The 25,789-nt window shown below is 72.2% G+C and carries 22 protein-coding genes; 13 read left to right on the top strand and 9 right to left on the bottom strand.

The window, feature by feature from the left end; all coding sequences use genetic code 11:
* Nucleotides 1–7: 7 nt before the first annotated feature.
* From ACFWPT_RS32660 to ACFWPT_RS32650, 3 genes are all read right to left on the bottom strand, one after another.
* Nucleotides 8–1,210, bottom strand: a complete 1,203-nt coding sequence (locus ACFWPT_RS32660; protein WP_380486189.1) for a hypothetical protein — start codon at nucleotides 1,208–1,210, stop codon at nucleotides 8–10.
* 357 nt (nucleotides 1,211–1,567) lie between these two features.
* Nucleotides 1,568–2,968 carry a TolB family protein gene (locus tag ACFWPT_RS32655; protein ID WP_380486187.1) on the bottom strand — a complete coding sequence of 467 codons (1,401 nt, stop codon included), beginning with the start codon at nucleotides 2,966–2,968 and terminating at the stop codon, nucleotides 1,568–1,570.
* Nucleotides 2,969–3,156: 188 nt separating this feature from the next.
* Entirely contained in the window at nucleotides 3,157–5,412 is a 2,256-nt protein-coding gene (locus tag ACFWPT_RS32650; protein ID WP_380486185.1) for an RICIN domain-containing protein, read from the bottom strand.
* 242 nt (nucleotides 5,413–5,654) lie between these two features.
* On the opposite strand from ACFWPT_RS32650, the gene ACFWPT_RS32645 reads away from it, so the two are divergent.
* From ACFWPT_RS32645 to ACFWPT_RS32610, 8 genes are all read left to right on the top strand, one after another.
* Nucleotides 5,655–6,542, top strand: coding sequence for an SIS domain-containing protein (locus tag ACFWPT_RS32645; RefSeq protein WP_063345963.1), 888 nt, complete (start codon nucleotides 5,655–5,657; stop codon nucleotides 6,540–6,542).
* A 101-nt stretch (nucleotides 6,543–6,643) separates the two neighbouring features.
* Nucleotides 6,644–7,594: an ROK family protein gene (locus tag ACFWPT_RS32640; protein ID WP_380486182.1), complete on the top strand. Its 951-nt coding sequence runs from the start codon at nucleotides 6,644–6,646 to the stop codon at nucleotides 7,592–7,594.
* Nucleotides 7,591–8,541, top strand: coding sequence for a 1-phosphofructokinase family hexose kinase (locus ACFWPT_RS32635; RefSeq protein WP_380486180.1), 951 nt, complete (start codon nucleotides 7,591–7,593; stop codon nucleotides 8,539–8,541). Before ACFWPT_RS32640 ends, ACFWPT_RS32635 begins: the two co-directional genes overlap by 4 nt.
* A 25-nt stretch (nucleotides 8,542–8,566) precedes the next feature.
* Nucleotides 8,567–9,427 carry a ketose-bisphosphate aldolase gene (locus tag ACFWPT_RS32630; protein WP_380486179.1) on the top strand — a complete coding sequence of 287 codons (861 nt, stop codon included), beginning with the start codon at nucleotides 8,567–8,569 and terminating at the stop codon, nucleotides 9,425–9,427.
* A 50-nt stretch (nucleotides 9,428–9,477) separates the two neighbouring features.
* Entirely contained in the window at nucleotides 9,478–11,259 is a 1,782-nt protein-coding gene (locus tag ACFWPT_RS32625) for a beta-galactosidase family protein (RefSeq protein WP_380486177.1), read from the top strand.
* A 460-nt stretch (nucleotides 11,260–11,719) separates the two neighbouring features.
* Complete coding sequence (locus tag ACFWPT_RS32620) at nucleotides 11,720–13,033, top strand: extracellular solute-binding protein (protein ID WP_063345958.1); 1,314 nt, start codon at nucleotides 11,720–11,722, stop codon at nucleotides 13,031–13,033.
* A 94-nt stretch (nucleotides 13,034–13,127) separates the two neighbouring features.
* A complete protein-coding gene (locus tag ACFWPT_RS32615) occupies nucleotides 13,128–14,084 on the top strand; it encodes a carbohydrate ABC transporter permease (RefSeq protein WP_079135325.1) in 957 nt (318 codons plus the stop codon).
* A complete protein-coding gene (locus ACFWPT_RS32610) occupies nucleotides 14,081–14,992 on the top strand; it encodes a carbohydrate ABC transporter permease (RefSeq protein WP_380486174.1) in 912 nt (303 codons plus the stop codon). The genes ACFWPT_RS32615 and ACFWPT_RS32610 overlap by 4 nt, the downstream gene beginning before the upstream one ends.
* A gap of 77 nt (nucleotides 14,993–15,069) precedes the next feature.
* Here ACFWPT_RS32610 and ACFWPT_RS32605 read toward each other — a convergent pair whose 3' ends face one another.
* The gene (locus tag ACFWPT_RS32605) at nucleotides 15,070–15,828 is read right to left on the bottom strand and encodes a DeoR/GlpR family DNA-binding transcription regulator (protein ID WP_363378426.1); all 759 of its coding nucleotides are present in this window, start codon (nucleotides 15,826–15,828) and stop codon (nucleotides 15,070–15,072) included.
* Between the two features lie 187 nt (nucleotides 15,829–16,015).
* On the opposite strand from ACFWPT_RS32605, the gene nagA reads away from it, so the two are divergent.
* Entirely contained in the window at nucleotides 16,016–17,170 is a 1,155-nt protein-coding gene (gene nagA, locus ACFWPT_RS32600; RefSeq protein ID WP_380486207.1) for an N-acetylglucosamine-6-phosphate deacetylase, read from the top strand.
* Here nagA and ACFWPT_RS32595 read toward each other — a convergent pair.
* Genes ACFWPT_RS32595 through ACFWPT_RS32580 form a run of 4 tightly spaced genes read right to left on the bottom strand, consistent with a single transcriptional unit; the run spans nucleotide 17,112 to nucleotide 21,584 of the window.
* Nucleotides 17,112–18,929 carry an ABC transporter ATP-binding protein gene (locus ACFWPT_RS32595; protein WP_380486172.1) on the bottom strand — a complete coding sequence of 606 codons (1,818 nt, stop codon included), beginning with the start codon at nucleotides 18,927–18,929 and terminating at the stop codon, nucleotides 17,112–17,114. The two genes, nagA and ACFWPT_RS32595, sit on opposite strands and share 59 nt — an antisense overlap.
* Nucleotides 18,930–18,967: 38 nt before the next feature.
* On the bottom strand, nucleotides 18,968–19,228 hold the full coding sequence (locus tag ACFWPT_RS32590; protein ID WP_380486170.1) for a lasso peptide biosynthesis PqqD family chaperone: 261 nt from the start codon (nucleotides 19,226–19,228) through the stop codon (nucleotides 18,968–18,970).
* Nucleotides 19,229–19,266: 38 nt separating this feature from the next.
* The gene (locus ACFWPT_RS32585; RefSeq protein ID WP_371515516.1) at nucleotides 19,267–19,701 is read right to left on the bottom strand and encodes a lasso peptide biosynthesis B2 protein; all 435 of its coding nucleotides are present in this window, start codon (nucleotides 19,699–19,701) and stop codon (nucleotides 19,267–19,269) included.
* A complete protein-coding gene (locus ACFWPT_RS32580) occupies nucleotides 19,698–21,584 on the bottom strand; it encodes an asparagine synthase-related protein (RefSeq protein WP_380486167.1) in 1,887 nt (628 codons plus the stop codon). Before ACFWPT_RS32580 ends, ACFWPT_RS32585 begins: the two co-directional genes overlap by 4 nt.
* Nucleotides 21,585–21,985: 401 nt before the next feature.
* On the opposite strand from ACFWPT_RS32580, the gene ACFWPT_RS32575 reads away from it, so the two are divergent.
* Nucleotides 21,986–22,159: a hypothetical protein gene (locus ACFWPT_RS32575; protein ID WP_380486165.1), complete on the top strand. Its 174-nt coding sequence runs from the start codon at nucleotides 21,986–21,988 to the stop codon at nucleotides 22,157–22,159.
* A gap of 172 nt (nucleotides 22,160–22,331) precedes the next feature.
* Here the strand turns inward: ACFWPT_RS32575 and ACFWPT_RS32570 are convergent, their stop codons facing one another.
* A complete protein-coding gene (locus ACFWPT_RS32570) occupies nucleotides 22,332–22,910 on the bottom strand; it encodes a MarR family winged helix-turn-helix transcriptional regulator (RefSeq protein ID WP_380379068.1) in 579 nt (192 codons plus the stop codon).
* Between the two features lie 752 nt (nucleotides 22,911–23,662).
* Between ACFWPT_RS32570 and ACFWPT_RS32565 the strand changes: the two genes are divergently transcribed.
* Genes ACFWPT_RS32565 through ACFWPT_RS32555 form a run of 3 tightly spaced genes read left to right on the top strand, consistent with a single transcriptional unit; the run spans nucleotide 23,663 to nucleotide 25,780 of the window.
* A complete protein-coding gene (locus ACFWPT_RS32565; RefSeq protein WP_380486163.1) occupies nucleotides 23,663–24,670 on the top strand; it encodes a LysR family transcriptional regulator in 1,008 nt (335 codons plus the stop codon).
* 9 nt (nucleotides 24,671–24,679) lie between these two features.
* A complete protein-coding gene (fabD, locus tag ACFWPT_RS32560) occupies nucleotides 24,680–25,525 on the top strand; it encodes an ACP S-malonyltransferase (protein ID WP_380486161.1) in 846 nt (281 codons plus the stop codon).
* Nucleotides 25,526–25,528: 3 nt separating this feature from the next.
* Entirely contained in the window at nucleotides 25,529–25,780 is a 252-nt protein-coding gene (locus tag ACFWPT_RS32555) for a phosphopantetheine-binding protein (protein ID WP_063345952.1), read from the top strand.
* Nucleotides 25,781–25,789: the final 9 nt, after the last annotated feature.

Below are 25,789 nucleotides of genomic sequence, written 5' to 3'. Positions count from 1 at the left end.
CAGGCCCTTACGCGGCGCCCTTCTTGATGCGGTATCCGACCGCCGTCACGGGGTTGTCGACGAACATGCGGTGAACCGCCGTGTCGTCGAATCCGATGGAGAGAATGTTCTGCCGCTGCTGCTCATAACCGCTCGAACCCGCCGCCACGGCCCCGTCGTCACGCAGCCACAGCGGATTGTGGTCACTCCGGGTCAGTGGTTCCTGGGCCATCGTGGCGACCTCGGTGTGGTCGGTCAGCGCGATGAGGCGGTCCACGCCCAGGTATTCGACGGTGCGCCGGCAGATTTCGAGGTCGACGTGGTACCCGTCGAAGTTGATGCACGGGTACAGGAGGGACTCGCGTGCGGAGCGCAGCATTTCGGCCGGAACAGGGCCGAGCAGTTCCCGGAGGTCGGTCTTGTCCCAGTCGGGATCGAGCACCCGCCGCAGTTCGACTTCGCGGTCGACCCGTTCCTGCGGCGTGCGCCAGGAATGCGTGAAGTTCCGCGGGGTGTCGTTGTACAGATGGTCGGTCAGGACCAGGTACGGGGAGGAGTCGTAGCGGCTGTGCAGGAATTCGAGCACTTCCCGCAGTCGGACGGCACTGCGCTCGGGCGCCTCCCGGTGGAAGTGCCCCACGGCGATCCGGAGCCCCTGCTCGTAGAAGCTGGTGAGCAGGTCGGCGAAGGTGGGGCCGGCGTCGATGCGCTCGTCCAGGGCCATGGCGTCGGGCGCCATCACGATGTAGCGCAGGCCGAGCGGGCCGAGGGACGCGATGACGTCCCACTCCTTCGCCGACGGGAACCACCGTCCGGCCCGCGGTATCCCGCCCTGCGGCCCGAGCAGCGGGCCCTCGATCGCGAAACCGGCGATGTTGGGAACCGCGTTCGCCTGTTCGAGCCGGTGGTACTCCTGGAGGACCTCCACCAGGCGGGGGAGATTCTCCCGGCGCAGGTAGACGGTCGGCAGAATTCCGTACTCACGGGATTCCGCAGCCTTCTGAACCTCGGGGAGGTCCTCGGGCGAGATGGTCGAGAAATCGAAGTCATCGATTCCGTGGAAGTGGTAGAGAAGGGCCTTCACTTTTACCCTCGTTCCGTCTCGGACTATTCCTTGGACGGTTGGATCGGGTGCCGTCTCGACAGATACGGCTATCGACTTCCTGAGGCTTTTCTCATTGTCACGATCGACCTCACGAGTCGTCGCCGGGAGCAGCACGTCCTGCTGCAAACTCCGTGGACTGGCCTGCGGATAGCACGGCAGCGCCAAAAGAACGGAGACTGTACGTACAAGCATCCGTCGCCCGAGGGATGTTGAAAACCAAATCCTCGACAGTGTCCTGAAAGTCACTGCGGCCTGGCGCACCTTGGCGCCTTGACAGTGGTCGTACAATTCGGGGTAAGTATGTGGTGATTGTGTGCTGGCGACGCCGGGCGGCGCGGTTTTCGCCCGAACGCTGTTACGGGTGTTGCCATTGTTCCTCCCCGCCGGATCATGCTTTTCGTGGCCGGGATGACCGGTGGTCCCGCCCTTCGCCGGCGGATTCCGGAACCCGCCTGGTCAGCACCCGTAACAGCCCGTCCGCCGTCAGTGCGCGAGGAGCCGGCGGAGGAAGACGTCCGAGGCGTGGTTGGTGTCGCCGGGGACGAGGGTGCCGTCCTCGGAGGTGAACAGCACGGCGCTGCCGGAGGCGTCGGTGTACGGGTTGTCCGAGGTGCCGGTGCTCGCCGTGCCGTCCTCGGCCGCGCCGGCGAGTTCGACGGCTCCGGTGGCGAGGTCGCGGCGGAACACGTTCTGCCGCCCGCCGTCGACGCCGGGGACGAGGTTGCCGGCGTCGGAGACGAAGTAGACCCAGCGGTCGTCGTAGGACATGGTGCCGCGACCGGCGGAGCCGACCGTGGTGGTGCCGGGCAGCGGGGTGGTCACCCTGGCCACGGTGCCGGTGCGCAGGTCGCGGGTGTAGAGCTCCTGGTGGCGGTTGAGGATCGGCCCGCCGGGCGCGTCGAGGGTGTAGACGGCGTACTGCCCGTCGGGGCTGAGGGTGGCGTCCAGGCCGGTGTTGGCGAGCTGGCCGGCGGGGTCGGTGCTCGCGCCGCTGATCACCCCGGTGTGCTGGTCGAACACGTAGAAGGGGTAGGAGGCGTGCCCGAGGATCGCGGGGGAGTCGCCGTGGTCCGCGTGGTCCCCAGGGGCTGCGGGGGCTGCGGGGGTCTGGGTGGGAGCCGGGAGCAGGTTGTACGCGCGGGACTTGAAGCCGATGACGCGGCCGTCGGCGCTGATCGAGGGCAGGTAGGAGTCGCCGTTGCCCGGCTTGCCGTTCACCCCGAGGGTGACCAGGCGGGTGGTGCCCTCCCGGCGGTCGGTGACGTAGATGTTCTCCTTGCTGAACGTGCCGACCGGCGCGAGGTCGGTCCGGGAGGAGGAGAAGGCCACGAAGCGGCCGTCCCAACTGGCCACCGCGTCACGGGAGATGCGGCCGTCCTGGCCGGTGGCGGCCGGGTCGCCGGCGGTGATCAGCTCGGTGACGCCGTCCCGGAGGTCGCGCAGGTAGACCTCCCCGCCGCTGTTGGCCTTGTGGCCGGGCAGCACGTTGGTGGCCTTGGTGTTGAACGTGACGAAGCGGCCGTCGCCGCTGATCGACGCCTGGGTGGTGGGGGCGTCGAGCTGGGCGCCGTCCGCGCCGACGCTGACGCGTTGGGTGCGGCCGGTGTGCAGGTCCCGGACGAAGACGTCCGTCGCCCCGTTGGTGTCGCCGGGCACCAGGTTGGTCGCGTCCGAGGAGAACAGGGCGTAGCGGCCGTCGGCGCTCAGCCCCAGGGCGGCGGACGCGCCGTCCGGCTGCGCGCCGTCGAGGCCGACGCTCACCCGGGTGATCCCGCCCGTGCGCGGATGCGCTTCGGCCGCTGGTGCGACGAGGCCGGCCAGTGCGGCGGCGAGCAGGGCGCAGCCGCCGCGCAGCAGCCCGCGCCGGGGGTGTGTGGTGGTCATGAGGTGGGTCCTCCCCTTGGTGAGTGACGACGGCGCGGGCGGCGCCACCCTGGTGGGTGGCACCGCCCGCGCAACTGGCTGGGGAGAGCCAAACGCCCAGCGGACCGGAGGTCAACGGGCCCGCTTCCGCACTGGCAGATTCTCGCCAACTGACCGAGGGGGAAGGGAGGTTGGATACTGCCGGATGGTCAGTCGACCGCCCAGACCTGGAGGGGTGATCCGGTGTCGGGCTGCTGGGTGGTCCGGGCGCCGTCGGCGGTGGACGCGGTGGTGAGGAGCAGGCCGCTCTTCTGGGAGGTGATCCGGTAGCCGCCGGCGGCCGGGGTGAGCTGCCAGCGCTGGTTGCCGCCGCCGGTGCAGGCCCACTGGATCACCTTGGCGCCGGCGGAGGTGGAGCCGCCGTCGACGTCCATGCACAGGTGGGACTCGCCGTTGGCGATCTGGTAGCCGCCGTCCGCCTGCCGGGTGAGCACCCAGGTCTGGTTCGGGCCGCCGTTGGGGGCCCAGGTGACCAGTTGGGTGCCCTGGGCGGTGGAGTGGCCGGGGTCGTCGAGGGCCTTGCCGGCGGTGGTCAGGGTGTGGGTGCCGTCCAGCGGGGGGTTGGGCACGGTGCCGGTGGCGGTCAGGGTGAGGGTCTGCTCGCCGGGGCCGCGGGTGCCGCCGACGGGGTTGCCGGTGGTGTCGGCCCAACTGCGGGTGGGGGTGGTCTCGGTGGACCGGCTGTTGGTGGAGGAGAGGCCGAGGACGAGTCCGCTGTAGCGGTTGACCAGCTTGAACGCGCCGGTGGCGGTTCCGTCGGCGGACTTCCCGGGGATGACGAACCACTGCTGGCCGACGGTGGGCCCGCCCGGGCCGGCGGCGGTGGCGGTGGGGCGGGCGCCCCAGGCGCGGCCGGCGGTGGCGGTGGAGTCGACGCCGAGCAGGCGGCCGGTGGCGGCGTTGGCGATCCGGTAGGAGCCGTCGCCGTTGGTGGTGAAGCTCCAGGCCTCCAGGGCGGAGCCGGTGCCGTCGGCCAGCGAGGTGGTGGCGGGGCCGCCGGCGACCTGGGCGAGGACCCGGCCGTCGGCGTTGCCGATCCGGTAGGTCTTGCCGGGGTCGACGGGGGGAGCGGCGGGCGCGGTGCCGTCGATCGTCACGTCCACGTACTCGCCGGACGCGCCGTTGGAGCAGCCGAAGGCGCAGTACGAGCGGAAGGTCTTGCCGACGATCGTGGTGTTGGTGCGGTTCGCGCTGTCGAGGAACCAGCGGTACCAGGACGCGGTGTGGTAGCCGCCGGTGTCGCCGATCGGCACCCACTTCTGGCTGGCGAGGTCGGTGGTGGCGTAGTACTGCTGGGGCGCGGAGCCGCTCTGGTCGACGGCCTGCGGTTCGGCGATGTACAGCCCGAGGTAGGCGTTGTAGGTGATGTCCATGACGAACAGCGGTGAGGTGGGGGGCATCGTGCCGGCCGCGACCTGCTGGGCCACGGTGCCGGTGTTCGCCGGGTCGTACTCGTCGGCGACCGGGGTGTAGCCGGTGGGGTGGGCGGAGTCGGCGGGCACCAGGTTGCTCTCCTGGCCGCCGGTGCCGGGCTGCGACCACGCGCCGTCGTACCACTTCTGCCACGAGTCGGGTGCCATCTTGGCGGCGATCGGGGCGCGGGCGACGTGTTCGTGGAAGGCCTTCCAGCTGCCGCCCTTGTCGACGATCCGCGAGCCGTAGTAGACGTAGAAGTAGCCCGAGGCGGTGTCGACGAACAGGCGTTGGTCGCCGTCACCGTAGTCGAAGGTCTGGTTCGGGAAGGCCGCGGTGTCGCCCCGCTGGGTGCTGTACGGCGAGGTGATGGCGTGGTCCTTGATGGTCCACGTCCGGCCCTGGTCGCTGGAGACGGCGTAGTCGATGGCGTCGAAGTGGAGGCCGTCGCCGAAGGGTTGCGGGGTGAACTCGTTGTGCACCAGCCCGTACCAGTCGCCGGTGTCCGGGTCGACCCAGATGCCGGAGAGGTCGCAGTAGTTCTTCTGGGCGTAGCCCGACCCGGCGGGCGCGGAGGTCGAGGTCAGGCCGGTGGGGCTGTTGTTGCAGCGCCAGGTGGTGTCGTTGTTGCGGTCCTGGGGGTTGGCGGGGTTGACGGCGTTGCTGAGTGCGCTGGACCGGGTGGCGGAGTCGAAGTCCTTGCCGGTGAAGAAGTCCCAGTACCGCGGGTCGTTCGCGCCGTAGAGCGCGGCGGACTGCTGGAAGTAGAAGGTGCCGTCCTTGTCGGTGTACGGGACGGCGGGGGTGTCGGTGGGGTGGGCGTAGCCGACCGGCTTGCCGACGCTCACGGTGTACGGGGCGGTTGACGGGCCGCCGGCCGGGGCGGCTGACGGTTCGGGGGCGGCCGACGCGGCCGGGGCGAGGCCCGCGCTCAGCGCCAGGAGCGCGGGGGCGAGGACGGCGGCGAGTGCTCTGCGGGGTGGGGCGGACACGAGGTCTCCTTCGGTGCTGCACCGTCGGGGCGGGGGTGGGCGGTGCTGCTCGGGCCCGCCGGTCGTCGTTGGGGGCGCGACCGCCGAGCCCGGCGATGGCATGCAGTATCCGGCCTTCTTGCGCGCAACTGTCAACACCTCTGAGCAACAAATTGCGCAGACGGGTTCCATGGAGTGCTTGAAGATGCTTGAATCTGGCCAGAAAGAAGCAGGTATCAGCAACAATCAAGTGGAGGTGGCCGATGGCGACCCATGTCGAGGCCGAGATCGCCAGCCAGCCGGACTGCTGGCGCCGCGCGGCGGAAGTCGCCGCGGCGGAGTGCACGGCGCTGCCGGAGGCCGGTGAACGGGTCGCGGTGATCGGCTGCGGGACGTCGCTGTTCATGGGCCAGGCGTACGCCGCCATGCGGGAGTCGAGCGGACAGGGCGTCACGGACGCCTTCGCCGCCTCCGAGTTCCCGGGCGTCCGCTCGTACGACCGCGTGATCGCGCTGACCCGCTCCGGCACCACGACCGAGGTCCTGGCCCTGCTGGAGCGGGTGCGCGGAAAGGTCCGCACCGCGGCCGTCACCGCAGACCCGCGGACCCCGGTGATGACCGCGGCCGACGACATCGCCGTGCTGGACTTCGCCGACGAGCGGTCCGTGGTGCAGACCAGGTTCGCCACCACGGCGCTCACCCTGCTGCGGGCCCACCTGGGCCTGCACACCGAGGCGGTGGAGGCCGACGGCCGGGCGGCCCTGGCGGAGCCGCTGCCCGAAGGCCTGGTGGACTGCACCCAGTTCACCTTCCTCGGCACCGGCTGGACGGTCGGCCTGGCGAACGAGGCCGGCCTCAAACTGCGCGAGGCCGCGCTCGCCTGGAGCGAGGCGTACCCGGCGATGGAGTACCGGCACGGCCCGATCAGCATCGCCGCGCCGTCCACCGCCACCTGGATGCTGGGCGCCGCACCGGTGGGCCTGGCCGAGCAGGTCCGGGGCACCGGCGCCCGCTGGATCGAGGGCCGGCTCGACCCGCTCGCGGAACTGGTGCGCGTCCACCGGCTGGCCGCCGCGCTGGCCGCCGCGAAGGGCCTGGACCCGGACCAGCCGCGCAACCTGACCCGGTCCGTGGTGCTCGCCGACTCATGACCGACCAGCCTCGGCTCACGACCGACCAGCCTCGGACCACGACCGACCGACCTCGGCCCACGACCGGCCGGCGTCAGCCCGTGCCCGACCGGCGTCAGCCCATGACCGGGCAGCGCCTGGTCGTCGCCGTGGACGTCGGCGGCACCGGTATCAAGGCCGCCCTGCTGGACCGGGAGGCGGCCGTCCGGCACCAGGAGTGGCGCGCCACCGGCCGCGAACGGGGGCCGGAGGCCGTCGTGGCCACCGTCGTCGACCTGGTCGCGGACGTGCGGCGGGAGGCCGGGCGGCAGGGCACGGAGGTCGACGCCGTCGGCCTGGCCGTTCCCGGCATCGTCGACGAGGCCACGGGGACGGGCGTCTACTCCGCCACGATCGGCTGGCGGGACGTCCCGTTCCGGGAGCTCGTCGCCGAGCGCACCGGCCTGCCCGTGGCCGTCACCCACGACGTGCGCGCCGGCGGCGTGGCCGAGGCCCGGCTCGGAGCCGGGCGCGGCGAGGAGCGCTTCCTGTTCGTCCCGGTCGGTACGAGCATCGCCGCCGCCGTCATGACCGGCGGCCGCGCCATGCCCGGCGCGCACCACCGGGCCGGGGAGATCGGCCACCTCGTGGTGCGCCCGGGCGGGGAACCGTGCGCCTGCGGGGCCCGGGGCTGCGCCGAGACCTACGCCTCGGCGGCCGCCGTGGCGCGGCGCTACACCGAGGCCACCGGCCGGCCGGCCCTCGCACCGGAGGTGGCGCGGCTGGCCGCCGAGGGGGACGGGGCGGCCGGCGCCGTCTGGCAGGAGGCGGTCGACGCCCTGGCCGACGCCCTGCTGACGGCCGCCCTGGTGCTGGACCCGCCGCTGGTCGTGCTGGGCGGGGGCCTCGCCGAGTCCGGCGACCTGCTGCTCGCCCCGCTGGCCGCCGCGCTGGCCGCCCGCGCCCGGATCCAGGTCGCGCCGCGCCTGGCGCCCGCCGCGCTCGGGGCCCGGGCCGGCTGCCTGGGCGCCGGGCTGTGTGCCCTGGACGCGGCGGCCGGTCGCGCGGCCCCGGAAGGGAGCCCGGCGCCGTGATCGTCACCGTGACCCCGAACCCCGCCCTGGACATCACCTACGGCGTGCCGGCGCTGCGCCCGCACACCAGCCACCGGGTGGCCTCCGTCCACGAACAGGCCGGCGGCAAGGGCGTGAACGTGGCCCGGGTCCTGCACGGCCTCGGCCGACCCACCACCGCCGTCCTGCCGCTCGGCGGGCCCACCGGTGCGGTGCTGCGGGCCGACCTCGACCGGGCCGGCATCGCCTGCCTGGGCGTCCCGCTCGCCGCCGGCACGTCGACCCGGCGCACCGTCGCCGTGGTCGACGCCGTCGACGCCACCGTGCTGAACGAGCCCGGACCGGAGCTCTCCGCCGAGGACTGGACGGCCCTGCGCACCGCCGTCCGCAGCCTGCTCCCCACCGCCCGGGCCCTGGTGCTGTCCGGGAGCCTGCCGCCGGGCCTGCCGGGCGACGCCTACGCGGACCTGGTCCGCCTCGCCCACGACCAGGGCGTGCCGGTCGTCCTGGATGCCGACGGCGCCGCGCTCACTGGGGCACTGGCGGCCGGGCCCACGGCCGTCAAGCCGAACGCGGTCGAACTGCGCCGCGCCACCGGCATCGCCGACCCGCTCCGCGCGGCACACGCCCTCGTCGACGCCGGCGCCCGGGCGGTGGTCGCCTCGCTCGGCCCCGACGGGCTCCTCGCCGTCACCCCGGACGGCAGCTGGCGGGCCCGCCTGCCCCCGGAGGCCGTCGTGCGGGGGAACCCGACCGGCGCGGGGGACGCGGCGGTCGCGGCGCTGGCCGAGGCCCTCGCCGACCGCACGCCGTGGCCGGCGGCGCTGGCCCACGCGGTGGCCCTGTCGGCCGCCGCCGTCCAGGCCCCGTACGCCGGCCGGTTCGACCCGCAGGCCTACCGCGGCCACCTCCCGCTGGTCCTGGTCACCCCGGCCACGCCCTTCGCCGGCTCAGCTCCTTCCGACTGAACAGCCCCACCCGACAGGAGAGTTCATGCCCCTGGCAGCCACCGGCGGCCTCGTCGCCCGGGCCGCGGCCCGGCACGGCGCCGTCGCCGCCTTCAACGTCATCACCCTGGAGCACGTCGAGGCCGTCGTCTCCGCCGCCGAGACCGCCGGCACCGCGGTGATCCTCCAGGTGAGCGAGAACGCGGTGCGGTTCCACGGCGGGCGGCTGGCCCCGCTCGCCGCGGCCGCCGTGCGCTGCGCCGAGCCGAGCACCGTCCCGGTGGCGCTGCACCTGGACCACGTGAAGACCGGCGTCCTGCTCCGCCAGGCCGCCGAATGCGGGTTCAGCTCGGTGATGTACGACGCCGCGCACCTGCCCTACGCGGAGAACGTCGCCGCCACCCGCGAGGCCGCCGTCTGGGCGCACGGCGCCGGGCTCTGGCTGGAGGCCGAACTCGGCGAGGTCGGCGGCAAGGACGGCCGGGGGCCGCTGGACGCCCACGCGCCGGGGGCCCGCACCGACCCCGCAGAGGCGCGGCGCTTCGTCGAGGAGACCGGCGTGGACGCCCTCGCCGTCGCCGTCGGCAGCTCCCACGCGATGACCTCCCGCGACGCCAGGCTCGACCACGGCCTGCTCGCCGCCCTGCACGCGGCCCTCGACGTCCCGCTCGTCCTGCACGGCTCCTCCGGAGTCCCCGACGACGAACTGCGCCGCGCCGTCCACGGCGGCATAGCCAAGGTCAACATCGGCACCGCCCTGAGCATCGCCATGACGACCGCCGTCCGGTCCCACCTGGCGGCGGACGAGCGGGGCGTCGACCCCCGCGCGTACCTGGCCGCGGGCCGCGGGGCGATCACCGAGGCCGTCGGCCGGCTCCTGCCCGTCGTCGCAGGCACTGCCGGATGACCCGGCCCCGGCCGACACCGTCCCCCGAACCGCCCCCTCAAGGACCACTCATGCTCCAGATCTCCCGGACCGGGTTCACGCTCGACGGGCGCCCCCTGCGCCTGCTCTCCGGCGCCCTGCACTACTTCCGCAGCCTGCCCGGGCAGTGGCCGCGCCACCTGCGGATGCTGCGGGCGATGGGGCTCAACACCGTGGAGACGTACGTCCCCTGGAACCTGCACGAGCCCCGCCCCGGCACGTACGACTTCACCGGCATCGCCGACCTGGAGGCCTTCCTGCGGGCCGCCGCGGACGCCGGACTGCACGCGATCGTCCGCCCGAGCCCCTATATCTGCGCCGAATGGGAGAACGGCGGCCTGCCCTGGTGGCTCCTGGCCGAACCGGGCAGGGCGGGCCGAGGCCTGCCGCTGCGCACCGGCGACCCGCGCTTCCTGGCCCACGTCGACCGCTGGTACGACACGCTGATCCCGATCCTGGCGGCGCACCAGACCACCCGCGGCGGAAACGTCCTGATGGTCCAGATCGAGAACGAGTACGGCTCCTACGGCACCGACCGGGCCTACCTCGCCCACCTCGCCGACGGCCTGCGCGCCCGCGGCATCGACGTCCCGCTCTGCACCTCCGACGGGCCGGAGGACTTCTTCCTCACCGGCGGCGCCCTTCCGGGCCACCTCGCCACCGTCAACTTCGGCAGCCGCGCCACCGAGGCCTTCGCCGAGCTGCGCCGCCACCGCCCCCAGGACCCGCCGATGTGCATGGAGTTCTGGAACGGCTGGTTCGACCACTGGGGGGAGCCGCACACCACCCGCCCGGCCGAGGACGCCGCCGAGGCCCTGCGCGAGATCCTGGCGGCCGGGGCCGCCGTCAACCTCTACATGGCCCACGGCGGCACCAACTTCGGCACCTGGGCCGGCGCCAACACCGCCGACCCGCGCACCGGCCGGGGCTACCAGCCGACCGTCACCTCCTACGACTACGACGCCCCGCTGGACGAACGAGGCGCCCCCACGGCCAAGTTCCGGGCCTTCCGCGAGGTCCTGGCGGCGTACGCGGACGGCCCGGTGCCGGAGCCCGAGGAGCTCCCGGCCACGCTGCCGGCGTGCCGGGTGGAGCTCGACAGGGCCCTGCCGCTGGCGGACGTGGTGGACCACCTGTCCACCGGCGAGGTCCGCTCCGCCGTCCCGCTCTCCTTCGAGGAACTCGGCCTCCCGCACGGCCTCGTCCGCTACCGGACCACCATCCCCGGCCCGCGCACGGCGTACCCGCTGACCGTCGAGGGGCTCGCCGACCGGGCCCACGTCCGCGTCGACGGCACCCACCTCGCCACCCTGGAACGCGACGTCGAGCACGAGCCCCTGCTCCTCCCGGTGCCCGGCACGGGTGCCCGGCTGGAACTGCTGGTCGAGTCGATGGGCCGGGTCAACTACGGCGCCGGGATCGGCGACCGCAAGGGGATCGCCGGGGCCCTGCACACCCAGCAGTACCTGCACGGGTGGACGGCCGACCCGATGCCGCTGGCCGACGGGACACCGGACCGGCTCCCCTGGGACGCGGCCGTCGCTCCGGCGGCCGGCCCCGGAGCGGCCTTCCACCGCGGCGCCTTCGAGGTCGGGGAGCCCGCCGACGGCTACCTGGCGCTGCCGGGCTGGGGCAAGGGCTACGTCTGGGTCAACGGCTTCCTGCTGGGCCGCTACTGGGACCGCGGACCGCAGTGCACGCTCTTCCTGCCCTGGCCGGTTCTGCGCAGCGGGACGAACGAGATCACCGTCCTCGAACTCGACCGCTCCGGCGAACCCGCCGTGCACCTGGTGGCCGGGCCCGACCTGGGCTGACACCCCGTGCACCCGGCCCGTCGCCGGGCTCTCCGCCCGGCTCTCCGCGCGACGGGCCGTGTCGAAACCGAGACCGCTTCGTGCTCCGAAGCCCTAGGAACCTGCTCGATATTGAGCAATACTCATCCGAACTGCGCACCATAGAGCAGGGGGTGGTCCGATGGGCACGCGACCACCGATACCCGGACCGGGCCCGGACCAGGATCCGGCCCCGGAGCCGGACCCGGCCCGGTGAGGAAGCCGCCGACGCGCGGCGGCACTCCCGGCCGGCCCCAGAACCTCCGGAACCCGGGCACCCTGCCGACCCCCACCGCACCCGCACCCCCACTGCACCCCCACCCGCACCCTCACCGCACCGCACCGCACCCTCACCGCACCGCACCCGCTCGCGCCGGCCGCCGTCCACCCGACACCGCGCCGCGACGGCCGAGGGCCAGTACACGTAAAGGACGAGATCCTCATGGCGAAGACACGAATCCGCACCCGCCTGCTGGCCGCCGCCGCCACGCTGCCGCTGCTCGCCGGCATCGCGGCCTGCGGATCGGGCGGTGACGGCGCCTCGGGCGCCGGAGGCTCTGCCGAGGTCACGTTCTGGGGCTGGGCGCCGGGCTACGAGGAGGCGGTGGCCCAGTACAACGCGGCCCACCCGGACGCCAAGGTCAAGTTCGAGAAGATCGTGTCGGGCAGCAAGGGCGGCTACGCCAAGATCTTCGCGGCCGTCAAGGCCGGCAACGCCCCCTGCCTGGCCCAGGTCGGCTACGAGTCGCTGCCCAGCTTCGTGGTGGAGGGCGCCGTCCAGGACGTCAGCGGCGAGGCCGGGCAGTACCAGTCGCAGTACGGGGACGGCGCCTGGAACGCGGTGAAGGTCGGCGGCCAGGTGTACGGCATCCCGGTCGACGTGGGCCCGATGGCGCTCTACTACCGCACCGACCTGTACGCCCAGTACGGCCTGAAGCCGCAGGCCACCTGGGAGGAGTTCGCCGCCGACGCCGCCAAGGTGCACGCCACCAACCCCAACGGGTACCTGAGCGTGTTCAACCCGGACGACCCGTGGTGGTTCGCCGGCATGTCCGCCCAGGCCGGCGGCAGTTGGTTCGGCACCGACAGCAAGGGCTGGAAGGTCTCGCTCGCGAGCGACCCGGCCACCACCAAGGTCGCGAAGTACTGGCAGGGCCTGATCGACCAGGGCCAGGTCAAGTCCGAGCAGGGCTTCAGCCCCGACCTGTACAAGGACCTCCAGGACGGCACGCTCGCCGCCTACCCCGGCCCGGTCTGGTTCTCCTCCATCCTCGAACAGAACGCGGCGCAGGCGTCCGGCAAGTGGGCGGTCGCCCCGATGCCGCAGTGGCAGGGCGGCGCCAAGTCGGTCGGCAACGACGGCGGTTCGTCCACCGCGGTGGTCAAGGGCTGCAAGAACACCGCCGCGGCGCTGCGCTTCGCCAACTGGATGAGCACGGACGCCGCCGCCGTCGGCACCCTCGTGGACAAGGCCGGCATCTACCCCGCCTCCACCAGCGGCACGTCGGCGCCGGCGCTGGCGAAGCCGAGCGCCTACTTCGGCAACCAGCCGATCTTCGACGTCTTCAAGCAGGCGACGGCGCAGGCCCCCAAGTGGAGCTGGGGCCCGACCATGACCCAGACCTCCAGCGACCTCACCGACGCCTTCGGCGCGGCCGTCGCCGCCCACGGCGACCTGACGGCGGCGCTGGGCACGGTGCAGAACAAGACCGTCGACGCGATGAAGTCCAAGGGGCTGACGGTCACCGCCGGCTGACCGGCTCGCCGGCGGACCCCGCGCGGTCCGCCGGCCCGGGCGCGCCCGACACGCCCGAGGGACCGACCACCGCCCGCACGAGAGAGAACCCCAGATGAGCGCAGCAACCCCGGCGGTGCCGGGCCGCACCGCCCCGAAGGCCGCCACCGCACGACGGAAGACGTCCCGCAACCGCGCGGCCCTAGGCTTCCTGGCCCCCTTCGGCCTGCTGTTCACCGTCCTGTTCCTGCTGCCCATCGGGTACGCGCTCTGGCAGAGCCTGTACCGAGTGGAGCGCTCCGGCCTGGGCTTCGGCCCGGCCAGAACGGTCTTCGCGGGGCTCGACAACTACACCGCGGCCCTGGGCGACGGCTCGTTCCTCGCGGGCGTCGGCCGGGTGCTGCTCTTCGGCGTGGTCCAGGTCCCGGTGATGCTCGGACTGGCCCTCGGCCTCGCCCTGCTGATCGACGCCAAGGGCACCCGGTTGCGGAAGTTCTTCCGGCTCGCCTACTTCCTGCCGTACGCGATCCCGGGCGTCGTGGCCACCATCCTCTGGGCGTTCCTCTACCTGCCCGGGACCAGCCCGCTCGTCGCCGGGCTGAGGGACATCGGCATCGACGCCGACTTCCTCTCCTCCGGCACCGTCCTGTGGTCGATGGCCAACATCGTCACCTGGACCTGGACCGGCTACAACATGCTGGTCATCCTCTCCGCCCTCCAGGCCATCCCCAGCGAGCTCTACGAGGCCGCCGACCTCGACGGCGCCGGCCCCTGGCGGACCGCCTGGCACATCAAGATCCCGCTGGTGGCCCCCGCCCTGGTGCTGACCGGGATCTTCTCCATCATCGGCACCCTCCAGCTCTTCACCGAGCCGATGGTCCTGCACTCGCTGGCCTCGACCGTCTCCGCCGACTACACGCCCAACATGGCGGCGTACAACGCGGCGTTCGGCACCAACGACTACGGCAAGGCGGCGGCCATCGCCGTCCTGCTGGCCCTGGCCACCTGCGTCCTGTCCTTCACCTTCCTGCGCCTCTCGGTGCGCATCACCGGAAACCGGGTGACCGCATGAGCACCGCCGACCTCCGCCGCCGCCCCGAGACCGCCCGCCCGGCGCGCCGCCGCCCCGCCCACCCGGGTGCTCCCGGCCGCCGGCCGCGCCCCAACGTCCTCGGCACGGCCGTCCTGTTCGTGCTCTCCGCCTACTTCCTGCTGCCCGCCTGGTGGCTGCTGGTGGCCTCCACCAAGAGCAGCAGCGACCTGTTCGGCAGCGGCGGCTTCTGGTTCTCCACCCTCCACCTCGGCGACAACCTGCACGACCTGGCCACCGCCAACAACGGGCTCTACTTCCGCTGGCTCCTCAACACCGTGCTGTACGCGGGTGTCGGCGCCGCGGCCGCCACCCTGCTCGCGGCGATGGCCGGTTACGCGCTCACCAAGTACCGGTTCCGGGGCCGCGAGGCGGTGTTCAACACGATCCTCGCCGCGGTGCTCGTCCCCGCGCCGCTCCTCGCCCTGCCGGTCTACCTGCTGCTGTCCAAGGCCCATCTGGTCAACACCGTCTGGGCGGTCCTGCTGCCCAGCATGGTCAGCCCGTTCGGCGTCTACCTCAGCCGGATCTACGCCGCCGCGTCCGTCCCGGACGAGATCCTGGAGGCCGCCCGGATGGACGGCGCGGGGGAGTTCCGGATCTTCTTCACGGTGGTCCTGCGGATCTTCTCGCCGGCGCTGGTGACCATCTTCCTGTTCCAGTTCACCACCATCTGGAACAACTTCTTCCTGCCGCTGGTCACGCTCTCCGACCAGAAGCTCTGGCCGGTCAACCTCGGCCTCTACTACTGGAACGGTCTGCGGGACCACACCCCGTACAACCTGGTCGTCACGGGCTCGCTGGTCTCGGTCGTCCCGCTGGTCGTGGCCTTCCTGCTGCTGCAGCGGTTCTGGCGCACCGACCTGACGGCGGGCGGCGTCAAGGCCTGAGGCGGAGCCGCCGGGCCTGAACCGGGGCCTCGGGGCGTGGCCGGTGGATCAGGCCGCGCCCCGGGGCCCGTCGGCGGTCAGGCCCGCCGGACCCGGACGCCACAGCCGGTGACGGCCCGCTGCTGCGCGTCCGTCAGGCCGTCGTCCGTCACCAGGTCATGGACGTCGGAGAGCGGGCAGATCCGGGCGAAGGTGACCTTTCCGACCTTGGTGCTGTCGGCCAGCACGACCGAGCGCGCGCTGCTGCGCAGGAACGCCCGGTCGGTCTGGGCCTCCATCTCGTCGTGCGTGGTGCAGCCCTCCTGCGCCGTCAGGCCGTCCACCCCGATGAAGGAGATGTCCAGGTGGTACTGCGAGAGCATCCGGTCGGCGGCCGGGCCGACCAGTTCGTAGCTGGCCGTGCGGGCGATGCCGCCGATCACCACGAGGCGCACCTCGGGGCGGACGATCAGGTCGGCGGCGATGTTCACCGCGTTGGTCACGACGGTGATGCCGGTGCGTTCGGCGAGCACCCGGGCGAGCTCGCTGGTGGTGGTGCCGCCGCTGAGGCCCACCACCGCTCCCTCCGGCACGAGTTCGGCCGCCGCCAGGGCGATCCGGCGCTTCTCCTCCCGCTGCTTCTCGCCGCGGTGGCGCAGCGGCAGTTCGAGGTTGACCGAGCCGGTCACCGCGCCGCCCCGGGTGCGGTGCAGCAGTCCCTGCTCGTGGAGCTCCTGGAGATCGCGGCGCACGGTCGCGGTCGAGACGTCCAGGAGTTCGGCGAGCGCGTGCACATCGGCGCTCCCCGCTTCGGTGACGTGCGAGAGGATCCGGGTGGCGCGATCAGCTTTGAGCATGACGCGATTCTAGCCCGGTCGGGAGCCAAACCCCTGGGTGGCGCCGGGTCGGGCTGATTTCGGCGAACAGGTCGCAGGTCTGGTCGTCCGCTCGAATCTGACTATCATGGCTATGAAACAAGCAACTTCACTCAGTTCTGCGACTGCCTGGAGCAGCGCCGGAGGTGACCGCGTGACAGCGGACCGCATGTCCCTGGCCGGCGCCCGGCTGGTCCTGCCCGGCGGCGTCGTCGAGGGCGGCCGCCTCGCCGTCGAGGGCGACCGGATCGCCGGCCTCGGAGGCGAGAGCGGGCCCGGCGACCTCGACCTGACCGGGTACACCGTCGTGCCCGGCTTCGTCGACCTGCACGTGCACGGCGGCGGCGGCGCCTCCTACGCCTCCGGCATCGCCGAGGAGGCCCTGCTCGCCGCCCGTACGCACCTGGAGCACGGCACCACCACCACGGTCGCGTCCACCGTCACCGGGGAGATCGACGAGGTCGCCCGCCAGGCGTCCGTGCTGTCCGAGCTGGTCGAGGACGGCGTGCTGGCCGGCATCCACTTCGAGGGCCCGTTCATCTCGCACAACCGCTGCGGCGCCCACCGCCCCGACCTGCTGCGCGACCCGGACCCGGCGCTGGTGCGCAAGCTGGTCGACGCCGCCCGGGGCCACGCGAAGATGGTGACCTTGGCCCCCGAACTGCCCGGCGGCCTGGACTCGGTGCGGATGCTCGCCGACCTCGGCGTGATCGCCGCCGTCGGCCACACCGACTCCGACTACGCCACCACGCTGGAGGCGATCGACGCCGGCGCGAGCGTCGCCACCCACCTCTTCAACGCCATGCCGGGCATCGCCCACCGCGCCCCGGGCCCGATCGTGGCGCTGCTGGAGGACGAGCGGGTCACCGTCGAGCTGATCAACGACGGCGTGCACCTGCACCCGTCCGTGCTCGACCTCGCCTACGGCACCGCCGGGGCGTCCCGGGTCGCCCTGATCACCGACGCGATGGGCGCGGCCGGTATGGGCGACGGCCTCTACCCGCTCGGTCCGCTCCAGGTCGAGGTCAAGGACGGCGTCGCGATGCTCCCGGACGGCAGCTCCATCGCGGGTTCCACGCTCACCCTGGACGTCGCGTTCAAGCGTTCGCTCACCGTCGACGGCCTGACGCTGAACCAGACCGTCGAGTCGCTGTCCGCCACCCCGGCCCGCCTGCTGGGCCTCGCCGACTCGATCGGCTCGCTGGAGGCCGGCAAGCAGGCCGACCTGGTCGTGCTCGACTCCGAGGGCTACGACCTGGTCGCCGTCATGCGCCGCGGCCGCTGGATCGCCGGAGCCCAGCGGCTGGCGCGCCGGGCCGGCTGACCGGCGGTGTGGCGGAGCCGCGCTCCGTGGTCCGCCGGTGTCCGCAGAGCTGCTGGAATCCCGGGTCGGTGCGGAGGAGCTCGGCGTACGTGCCGGTGGCGGCGGCCGTGCCGTCGGAGAGCATGACGACGGTGTCCGCCGCTTCGATGGTGGACATCCGGTGGGCGATCACGAGTAGGGCGCACTCCTTGCGGAGGCTGTGCAGGTTGACCGTCAGGGCGGCTTCGTTGGCGGGGTCGAGGTGGGCGGTCGGTTCGTCCATCAGCAGCAGGCGGGGGCGGGCCAGCACCGCGCGGGCGATGGCGATCCGCTGGCGTTCGCCGCTGGACAGGCGCACCCCGCGTTCCCCGACCTCGGTGTCGAGGCCCGCCGTCAGGCCGTGCACCTTCCCGGTGAGGTTGACGAGGTCGAGGACCTCCCAGAGCCGGTCGTCGGTGACGTCCGGGGCGGCGTAGCAGAGGTTGTCCCGCAGGGTGCCGTGCAGGATCGGGCAGTCCTGTTCGACCCAGCCGAGGTGTGAGCGCCATTCCCCGAGGCCGAGGTCCGTGGCGGGCCGCCCGTCGATGCGGATGCTGCCGCTCCACGGCTCGTAGAAGCGGTTGATCAGGGCGAAGGCGGTCGACTTTCCGGCCCCGGACGGGCCGACCAGGGCGACGAGCGCGTGCGCGGGAACGGTGAGCGACAACCCCCGCAGGACCGGTGCGTCGGGGCTGTAGCCGAACCGCAGGTCGCGGATCTCCAGCGAGGGCGCCGATGGCGGGCCCTGGTCCGGTTTCGGTCGGGAGGCGCTGCGGACGGCCGCCGTCGCGCCGGTGCCGTCCTCGGTGGGGAGCGCGTAGACCTCCTGGATGCGTTCGTCGGAGCCCTTGGCCCTGTTCACCGAGGCGATGCCCGCCATCAGTTCGGTGACGGGCCCGGTGAGCTGGGTGGCGTACAGCAGCATCGCCACGAGGGCGCCGAGCGAGAGGGCCCCTTGGTCGATGCGGGCCGCACCGACCAGCAGGACCAGCACGAAGGCGGCGTTGATGGCCAGTTGGGCGGTGGGGGCGATCACGGCGGTGAGCCGGGCTCCGCGCAGCGCGGCGTCGTAGGCGCGGTGGGCCAGCGTGTCGAGGTGGTCGATCTCCCGTTGTTCGGCGCGGTTGGCCCGGACGGTCCGTAGGGCCGAGAGGGCTCGTTCCAGTCCGGCCGAGATCGCGCCGACGGCGGTCTGCAACTCCGTCGACGAGCGGCCGACCTCCGCCGACAGCCGGTCGATCACGATGCCGCACCCGAGGAGCACGCCGAGGACGAGCAGCATCAGGACGGGATCGAGCACGAACATGGCGACGACGCTCCCCAGCGCGACGCACAGGTTGGTGGCGATCTGGACGGAGACGTGCGTCAGCGCCTCGCGCAGGACGACCACGTCCGTCGAGGCGCGTGCCATGAGGTCGCCGACGCGCAGGCGGTCGAAGGCGTGCAGCCGGACCCGCAGCAGGTGCGAGCTCAGCCGGGTGCGCATGCCCAGGACGAACCGCTCGCCCGTGCGCTCCAGCAGGAAGACGGCGACGGCACCGATCGACGCCTGGGCCAGCAGCAGCACGACGAGGACGGTGACGGGGCGGAGGAGGGGCCGGTGCGCGGTGAGCGCGTCGACCACTCCCTTGGCGGCCAGGGGCTGCGCGACGCCCACGATGGCTGCGATCAGGGTGAGGAGCAGGGCGACGCCCAGGGGGCGCCGCTGCCCCCGGGTCAGGGTCCACAGCTGTCGAAGCATCGTGTGTGCGGCTCCGTCTCGTCCCCGTCGCCCGGGGGTCAGCCGGCCTCGACCAGCCCGGACGACCGGAGTTGTCCGGTCATCGCCGTGAGGTCCTGCTGGGCCTGGGCCGGTTCGATGCCGAAGTGGGCCGAGAACTCCTCGGCCACGTGGTCCAGGGTGGAGCCGTCCAGGAGGCGTTGCAGCGCGTAGGCGCCGGTCTGGTTGAGCTGCCAGTAGTGCCCGGTGCGCTGGTTCAGCAGCACGGCGCCGTCGTCCGTGTCGGTGGACACCGTGTGGGTGGTCAGGCGGAGCGTCATGGGGCCCTCCGGGCGGGGTCGTGGTGTCGGGTCGGGGTTCAGGCCGTACGCGCGGGCTGCTTGGGGGCGACGGTGACCAGGGGCCGGAAGTAGCCGTCGGGGTACGGTTCGTCGATCACCCGGCCCTCGGCCTCGACCCAGGCGTGCGCGGCGAACGGCGTCGTCCGCACACCGGCCTGCCAGGTGGGCCACACGCCCTTGAACCGGCACAGCACGGCGGTGGCGATGGAGCGTTGCAGGCAGTTGTGGACGGCGCAGCGCAGGCTGACCGCGACGACCGCGGTGCGGGCCGCGGACGCCTGGGCCGCGGTGCCCGCACGGGCCCCGGTGCTCAGCGCCCCGAGGACGGCGCGCAGGTGCCGGGGCGGCAGTTTGGCCAGTGGCCGGGCCACGGCCACGGCCGTCAGGGGCAGCAGGCGCCGGTGCAGGGGCAGCCGGGTGCGGGGCTGGAGCGCGCAGGGCGGGCTGGTCACGGCGTCTCCTCGGACTCGGGTGTGCGGCGCGGCCGGCCGACGCGGCCGGGGGCGGGTCCGGCGAGGGCCGCCGGGACGGTGGGGCGGGCTGCGATCTCGCGCAGCCACAGTTCGGCGCCGATCGTCGCCTCCAGTTGGGCGGACCAGACGTCCCCGGTGCGCGGCGGGGTGATCAGCGTGGTCCGCATCCGGTCGACGTCGATCAGGCCGCGGCGGGCCAGCAGCGAGTCCGCGAACAGGTCCAGCAGGTCGGGTACGTGCTCTCGCAGGGCGCGGTCGACGGGCTCCTCGCAGTCGCCCTTGGTGGTCCGGTTCAGGATCACCTCGGGTACCAGGCCGTCCATGGCGGCGGCCAGTACCGGCTTGTAGCGCCAGGGGTCGTAGCGCTCGTGGGGGAGGATCTCCAGCACCGCCTCGACCACCCGGTCGTCCAGGTAGGGCAGTTCGAGGGGGAGCCCCTCGGCGGTGTACTCGCGGCAGAGCAGCCGGAGTACGGGGCCCGCGCTGCGCAGGGCGGTCAGGGCCTCGTGCTGTCCCCGGTCCGGTGCCAGCGGCGCGACCTGCTCCGCCACGGCGCGGAAGACCGTCCTGGTGGTCCGGATCGCGTCCCGGGTGGCCCAGGGCGTCGCCGGGATCCGCTCGCCCCAGCCGAGGGAGGGAGTCCGGGGCAGGGGTGTGGTGCGGGCGAGGTCGTCGGCGCACTGCCGCCACCACGTGCCGAGGTCGCTGCCGTGCAGCAGTCCGGCCAGGCTGGGTAGCAGCGGCCAGCAGTGCAGCGCCCGGTGGGCGCGCAACTGCCGCCAGGCGGTGATCGGGTGGCGGCGGAAGAGCGTGTGCAGGTAGGCGGCGCCTCCGGTGAACAGCTCGTCCGCCCCGTGCCCGGCCAGGTGCCGGGTGGCGCCGTGTTCGACCAGGTGCCGGATCCCGAACCGGATCGCGTTCATCCCCCGGGTGGCGGCCCGCGGGGCCTCCGTGTCGACCGCCCAGTACGGGGGGGAGAACACCGGTGGGGCGTCGGTGTCCGGCACGGTCAGGTGTTCGGCGCGGGCCAGCAGGCGTGCGGCCCGGCCGGCGTACAGCGGATCGTCGTTGATCGCGCTGCCGCCGGTCCAGCAGAAGGTCAGCAGGTCGGGGCTGTGCTCGGCGGCGAGGAAGCAGAGCGAGGTGGAATCCATGCCGCCCGACAGGTCGGCCGAGAGCCTGCCCTGCTGCGGTTGCCGCTGGGCCACCGCCTCCCGTAGCCGCTCGCGCACCCCGGCCGCCCCCTGCGACAGGGGGAGGTGCGGCTCCGGCGGTTGCCACCAGCGCACCGATCGGGCGGCGCCGTCGGCGGGCAGCACGAGGCAGGAGTCCGCAGCCACCTGGTGCACGCCGCGCCACCAACTGCGCTCGCTCAGCGGGGCGAAGAGCATCCCGTAGGTGACGCTCGTGGCGATCAGGTCCTCATCCGGCTCCGCACCGGTCACGACGGCCAGCACGTCGGCCCGGTCGGCGGCGATCGGGACGTCGCCGAGGCGGGCGGTGAAGACGCAGCGGGTCCCGGTGACGGTGCCCTGGAACCGCACCTGTCCGTGGATCGAGGCCACCACATGGGTGTTGCCGGGCAGGCCGCGGGCCAGCGCGTCCAGGTCGGGCAGGACGCGCACGGAGGAGACCAGCGACCCGAGCCGGTCCGGCGTGACCGGGCTGGGGCCGAACACCGCCACGCGTACCGGGCCCGCCGCCGACACCACCAGGTCCTCGGGTGCCCACGAGCCGGCCAGCCAGGGCCGCCCGGAGGCGTGGGCCACCAGCTGAAGTGCTTCGCTGCCGATCTGACGGTGGGCCCGGGCACCGCCCGGGGAATCCGGAAAGACCACAAGGTGGTCGTTGAGTGACTGCACCTGCTCCACCCCCAGGAATCACGGCGGCATCCGCACCGCCGGTGTTTCGACCACGCCGCACCACGCACCGCTCCCGGCGCCGTGCTTCACCCTAGAACCGTGGAGGACGAGGGAGGAGCGCACAACCGGTCGGCGCCGGATCCTTTCGGATCACGCCATGTCGGTGGCGGTATGATCAGGTCACATCCACCGTGATGATATGGAGAGTTCGGGGGCGTCTCACCTGGTTTCGATCACTCCTGCTCGGACTTCTCCCGGTCGTGACCGATGTCCACCCGACCCCGCCGAACAACATTTCGTCTGCGATGCGTCCGTGTGGATGCCAAGTCGGCGCGTAATGACCGAAGTCGGGTTGTCCCAGTGGACGCTCCGGGCGGGAACCGGCTCAATGGTGTGACGCCATGCCAGGCTTCGACCTCGATGCATTGGAGAGCACCGTGATCAAGAACCAGCAGCTGCCCAAGCGCTACACGCCGCCGGCGGCCGCCAAGGTCGGCTCCTTCACCAAGGACACGGACGGCACCATCTACACCCTGAAGGACGCGACGACGCTGGGCTTCAAGAAGCCGCGCTAGCCTCGGTCCTGCACGACAGCGATCCTGTCCGACAGCCCGCCAGCTCTGCTGGTGGGCTGTTCTGCATGAGCCGGCGGCCGCCGGGCGCCGCTTCGGCGTCGAGGATCGCGATCGCCGCCGGGCCCGAAGTTCAAGTGTTGTCGGCTGAGTTGGGTCGCCGGCGCTGCGCCGCTCAAAGCTCCGTCGGGTAGCCGCTCCGGGGATGCTTGGCGTTGGCGAGCTGCCGCCGGGGCGCCCGCGGGGGGCGGGACGGGGACTCGCGTGACGGTGAACGCGGCGGAGTCCAGGCCGGGGTGGTGACGGGGGCCTCCGGGTCGGTGGGCCGACCGCGCAGGGCCTGGGCCTCGACGGCTTCGGCGAGACATCGCAGGGCGATCCGGACCTGCGCGCTCTGTTTGTCGCTGAGTGCCCCGAGGACCTGCTGCTCGATGGCCAGGCGCTTGGGCATGACGTCGTCGACGGCGGCCGCGCCCGCGTCGGTGATGAAGACCAGTGCCGCGCGCCGGTCCGCGGGGTTGACCGTCCGGACCACGAGGGCGCGTCGTTCCAGCTTGGCCAGCGCCTTGCTCAGCGCGGCCGGCGACCGCCCCATCGAGGCGGCGAGGCGGCGTGCGATCGTCGGCTCGGTCGAGTGGCGGAGGTGGTAGAGCACGTCGAACTCCGATGAGCTGACGGCTGCCGATTCGAACACCGGTTCAAGGAGGAACTCCAGCATCGCGTGGGCGTGTCGGAGGCCGCCGATGATCTCCATCGACGAAAGGTCGAGGTCAGGACGGCTCTGTACCCACAGCTGCCATACCGCCTGCGTTTCATCCATTCGTGCACATGCTCCAACTTGTTAACCGGTAACCTTTCAGTTACCGTATGACACGTGGCCCGCTTCCAGCTGGGCGACCTGGGCACGCTCATCGGAGACTTGTCCGCTTTTTTGCGCTCTGTGTAGTTGATCTGCTCATGTCATATGAGCCTGGACCGCGACATCCCGCCCGATAGCTTCTCGTCTGTGACCGGAGCTGAGGAAAGTGTCACCATGGTCATCGCACATGTCCCCGTCATCCCGTTCCCTGGAACGATTCCGGGATCGGGCTACCTCCGGCAGATAGTACTGGACCGGAATAGCTTGGTGTCCAGCCATTTGCGCGCGTCGGCGTCAAGCAGATCGGACCGGCAGCTTGCCGGGCCCGCATCGCCCGGCGGCGCGCCGAGAAAGTCGAGTTGACGCTGCGGCGGGTATGAACTCGCCGTACTGCTCGAACACTTCGAACGGCCCGAAGCGGAACGCGTCGGCGTGACCGGCTCCGCACGGGCGGCCCGCCGTGGTCGCCACGGGCCGTCGTCACCCTGTGTGCCGAGGTCGGTCACCGCGCCCCGGCGCGCCTTTCACGGATCCGCCGCGGGCTGACCGCCCGTGGTTCGTCACCGAATTCAGAATTTCTCCGGCGGTCGCACCGCCGACCCCGAAAATCCGCATGGCCAGATTCCGGGAAAAGGATTCCGCGCGCTATGACCGATCGCTTGGGATTCAGTCTCACTCAATTGCGCTACTTCGTCGTCTCCGCCGAGATCGGCAACATCTCGGAGGCGGCGGAGAAGCTGTGCGCCTCGCAGTCGACGGTATCGTCGGCCATCATGCGGCTGGAACGCCAGCTCGGTGTTCAGCTGCTGCTCCGTCACCACGCCCGTGGGGTCTCCCTGACGCCGAGCGGTCGCCACCTGCTGCGGGAGGCGCGCGCGCTGCTGGGGCAGGCCAGGAGCCTCAAGGCGCAGGGCGACGCCCTGGCGGGCGACACCGCCGGCCAGCTCGACGTCGGGTTCTTCTTCCCGATCGCCCCGTTCCTGCTGCCGCTGGTCCACCGTTTGGCCGGGGAGCGGCACGGGGCGCTGAAGCTGAACTTCCACGAGGCGTCCGCCGACCGGCTGTTGGAGTTCCTCCGGGACGGCCGGTGCGAACTGGCGGTGACGTACGACTTCCTGGCGGGGGAGTCCAGGTTCCACCCGCTGGTCGACCTGCCGGTGCACGCCCTGCTGGCGGATGACGACCCGTTGGGCCTGGTCGGGCCGCTCTCCCTGGACGAGTTGGCCGGTCGACCGCTGGTCGCCCTGAACGCCCCGAGCGTGCTCCGCCACGCCGAGCGGATGTTCTCCCGCGCGGGCGTCCGCATGCCGCGGGTGGTGACGACGACGAGCATCGAGACGCTGCGCGGCCTGGTGGCCGCCGGCGCCGGGTTCGCCTTGATGTATCAACAGGCCCGGACCGCAACGACATTGGACGGGGGAAGGGTCCGCGAGGTCGAACTGGTCGGAGACCTGCCGCCCGCGACCCTGGGCGCGGCCATGATGCCCGACCTGGCCATGAGCAGCCGCGGCAGGGCGTTCCTGGACGTGCTCAGATCCGCGGTCGCGGTCGGGGCGCGTCCGGCGCAGGTCGGTGCAGGTCAGCAGGTCAGTACGGGTCGGCAGGTCAGTGCGGGTCGGCAGGTCAGTGCAGGTCAGCAGGTCGTCGTGGGTTGAAGGAGTGTCGTGCTGGCAGTCATCTTCGCTGGTCAGGGAAGTCAGGAAAAGGGAATGGGGGCAGAGGTCTTCGAACGGTACCCAGGGCTGGTCCAGTACGCCTCGGACGTGCTGGGGTACGACCTGGTCTCCTTGTGCAGGGAGGACCCGGACGGTCTGCTGGGCCGCACGGAGTACACCCAGCCGGCGCTGTTCGTCGTCAACGCGCTGCGGACCTTCGAGCGGGTCCACCGCGGGGACCGGGCGGCGGACGTCTACCTGGGGCACAGCCTGGGCGAGTACAACGCGCTGCTCGCGGCCGGGGCCTTCGCCTTCGAGACGGGGCTGCGGCTGGTCGCCAAGCGCGGCGAGCTGATGGCGGCGGCCTCAGAGGGCGGCATGACCGCCGTCATGAACACACCGCCCGAGCGACTGCTGGAGATCCTCGCGGAGGACGGCGTCGACGGCGTCGACATCGCCGGCCTCAACACCGGCTCGCAGGTGGTCATCGCGGGCACCCCGCCGGTCCTGGAGGCGGCGCACGCCTGCCTGGAGAAGCGGGAGATCCGCTTCGTACGGCTCAAGGTGAGCGCGCCCTTCCACTCCCGGTACATGGAGCCGGCCAGGGTGCGGTTCGCCGAGTTCCTGACGGAGTTCGAGTTCGCCGACCCCGACACCCCCGTCATCTCCAACGTCACGGGCCGGCCGTACGAGCCGGGACAGGTGACGCACATGCTCACGGAGCAGCTGGTCGCCCCGGTGCGCTGGACCGACAGCGTCCGCGGGCTGCTCGACGGCGACGCCGAGCCGGAATTCACCGAAATCGGGGGCCTGGCCCTCACCCACATGGTGTTCAAAATCAGGGCTGGAGTGTGACACATGGCAACCACGACGGACACGATCAGGCTGTACCTGGAAGACCGTTTCCTCTTCGAGTTCGACGACGTGATCACCCCGGACACCGACCTGTTCAAGGCGGGGGTCATCGACTCGTTCGGCTACGTCAGGATGATGAAGTTCCTGGAGTCCGAGTTCTCCGTCGAGATCTCCCCGGAGGACATCCTCGTGAACGTCTTCGTCTCGCTCACCGCGATCGACGAATTCGTCACCAAGAAGACCTCCGCGAAGTAGAAGGACGGA

It is taken from the genome of Kitasatospora sp. NPDC058478, from assembly GCF_042720345.1.
In the GTDB taxonomy this organism is placed as follows: Bacteria; Actinomycetota; Actinomycetes; order Streptomycetales; family Streptomycetaceae; genus Kitasatospora.
Note: the sequence above shows the minus strand (reverse complement) of the source record. Positions and strands in the feature narration are given on the sequence as shown.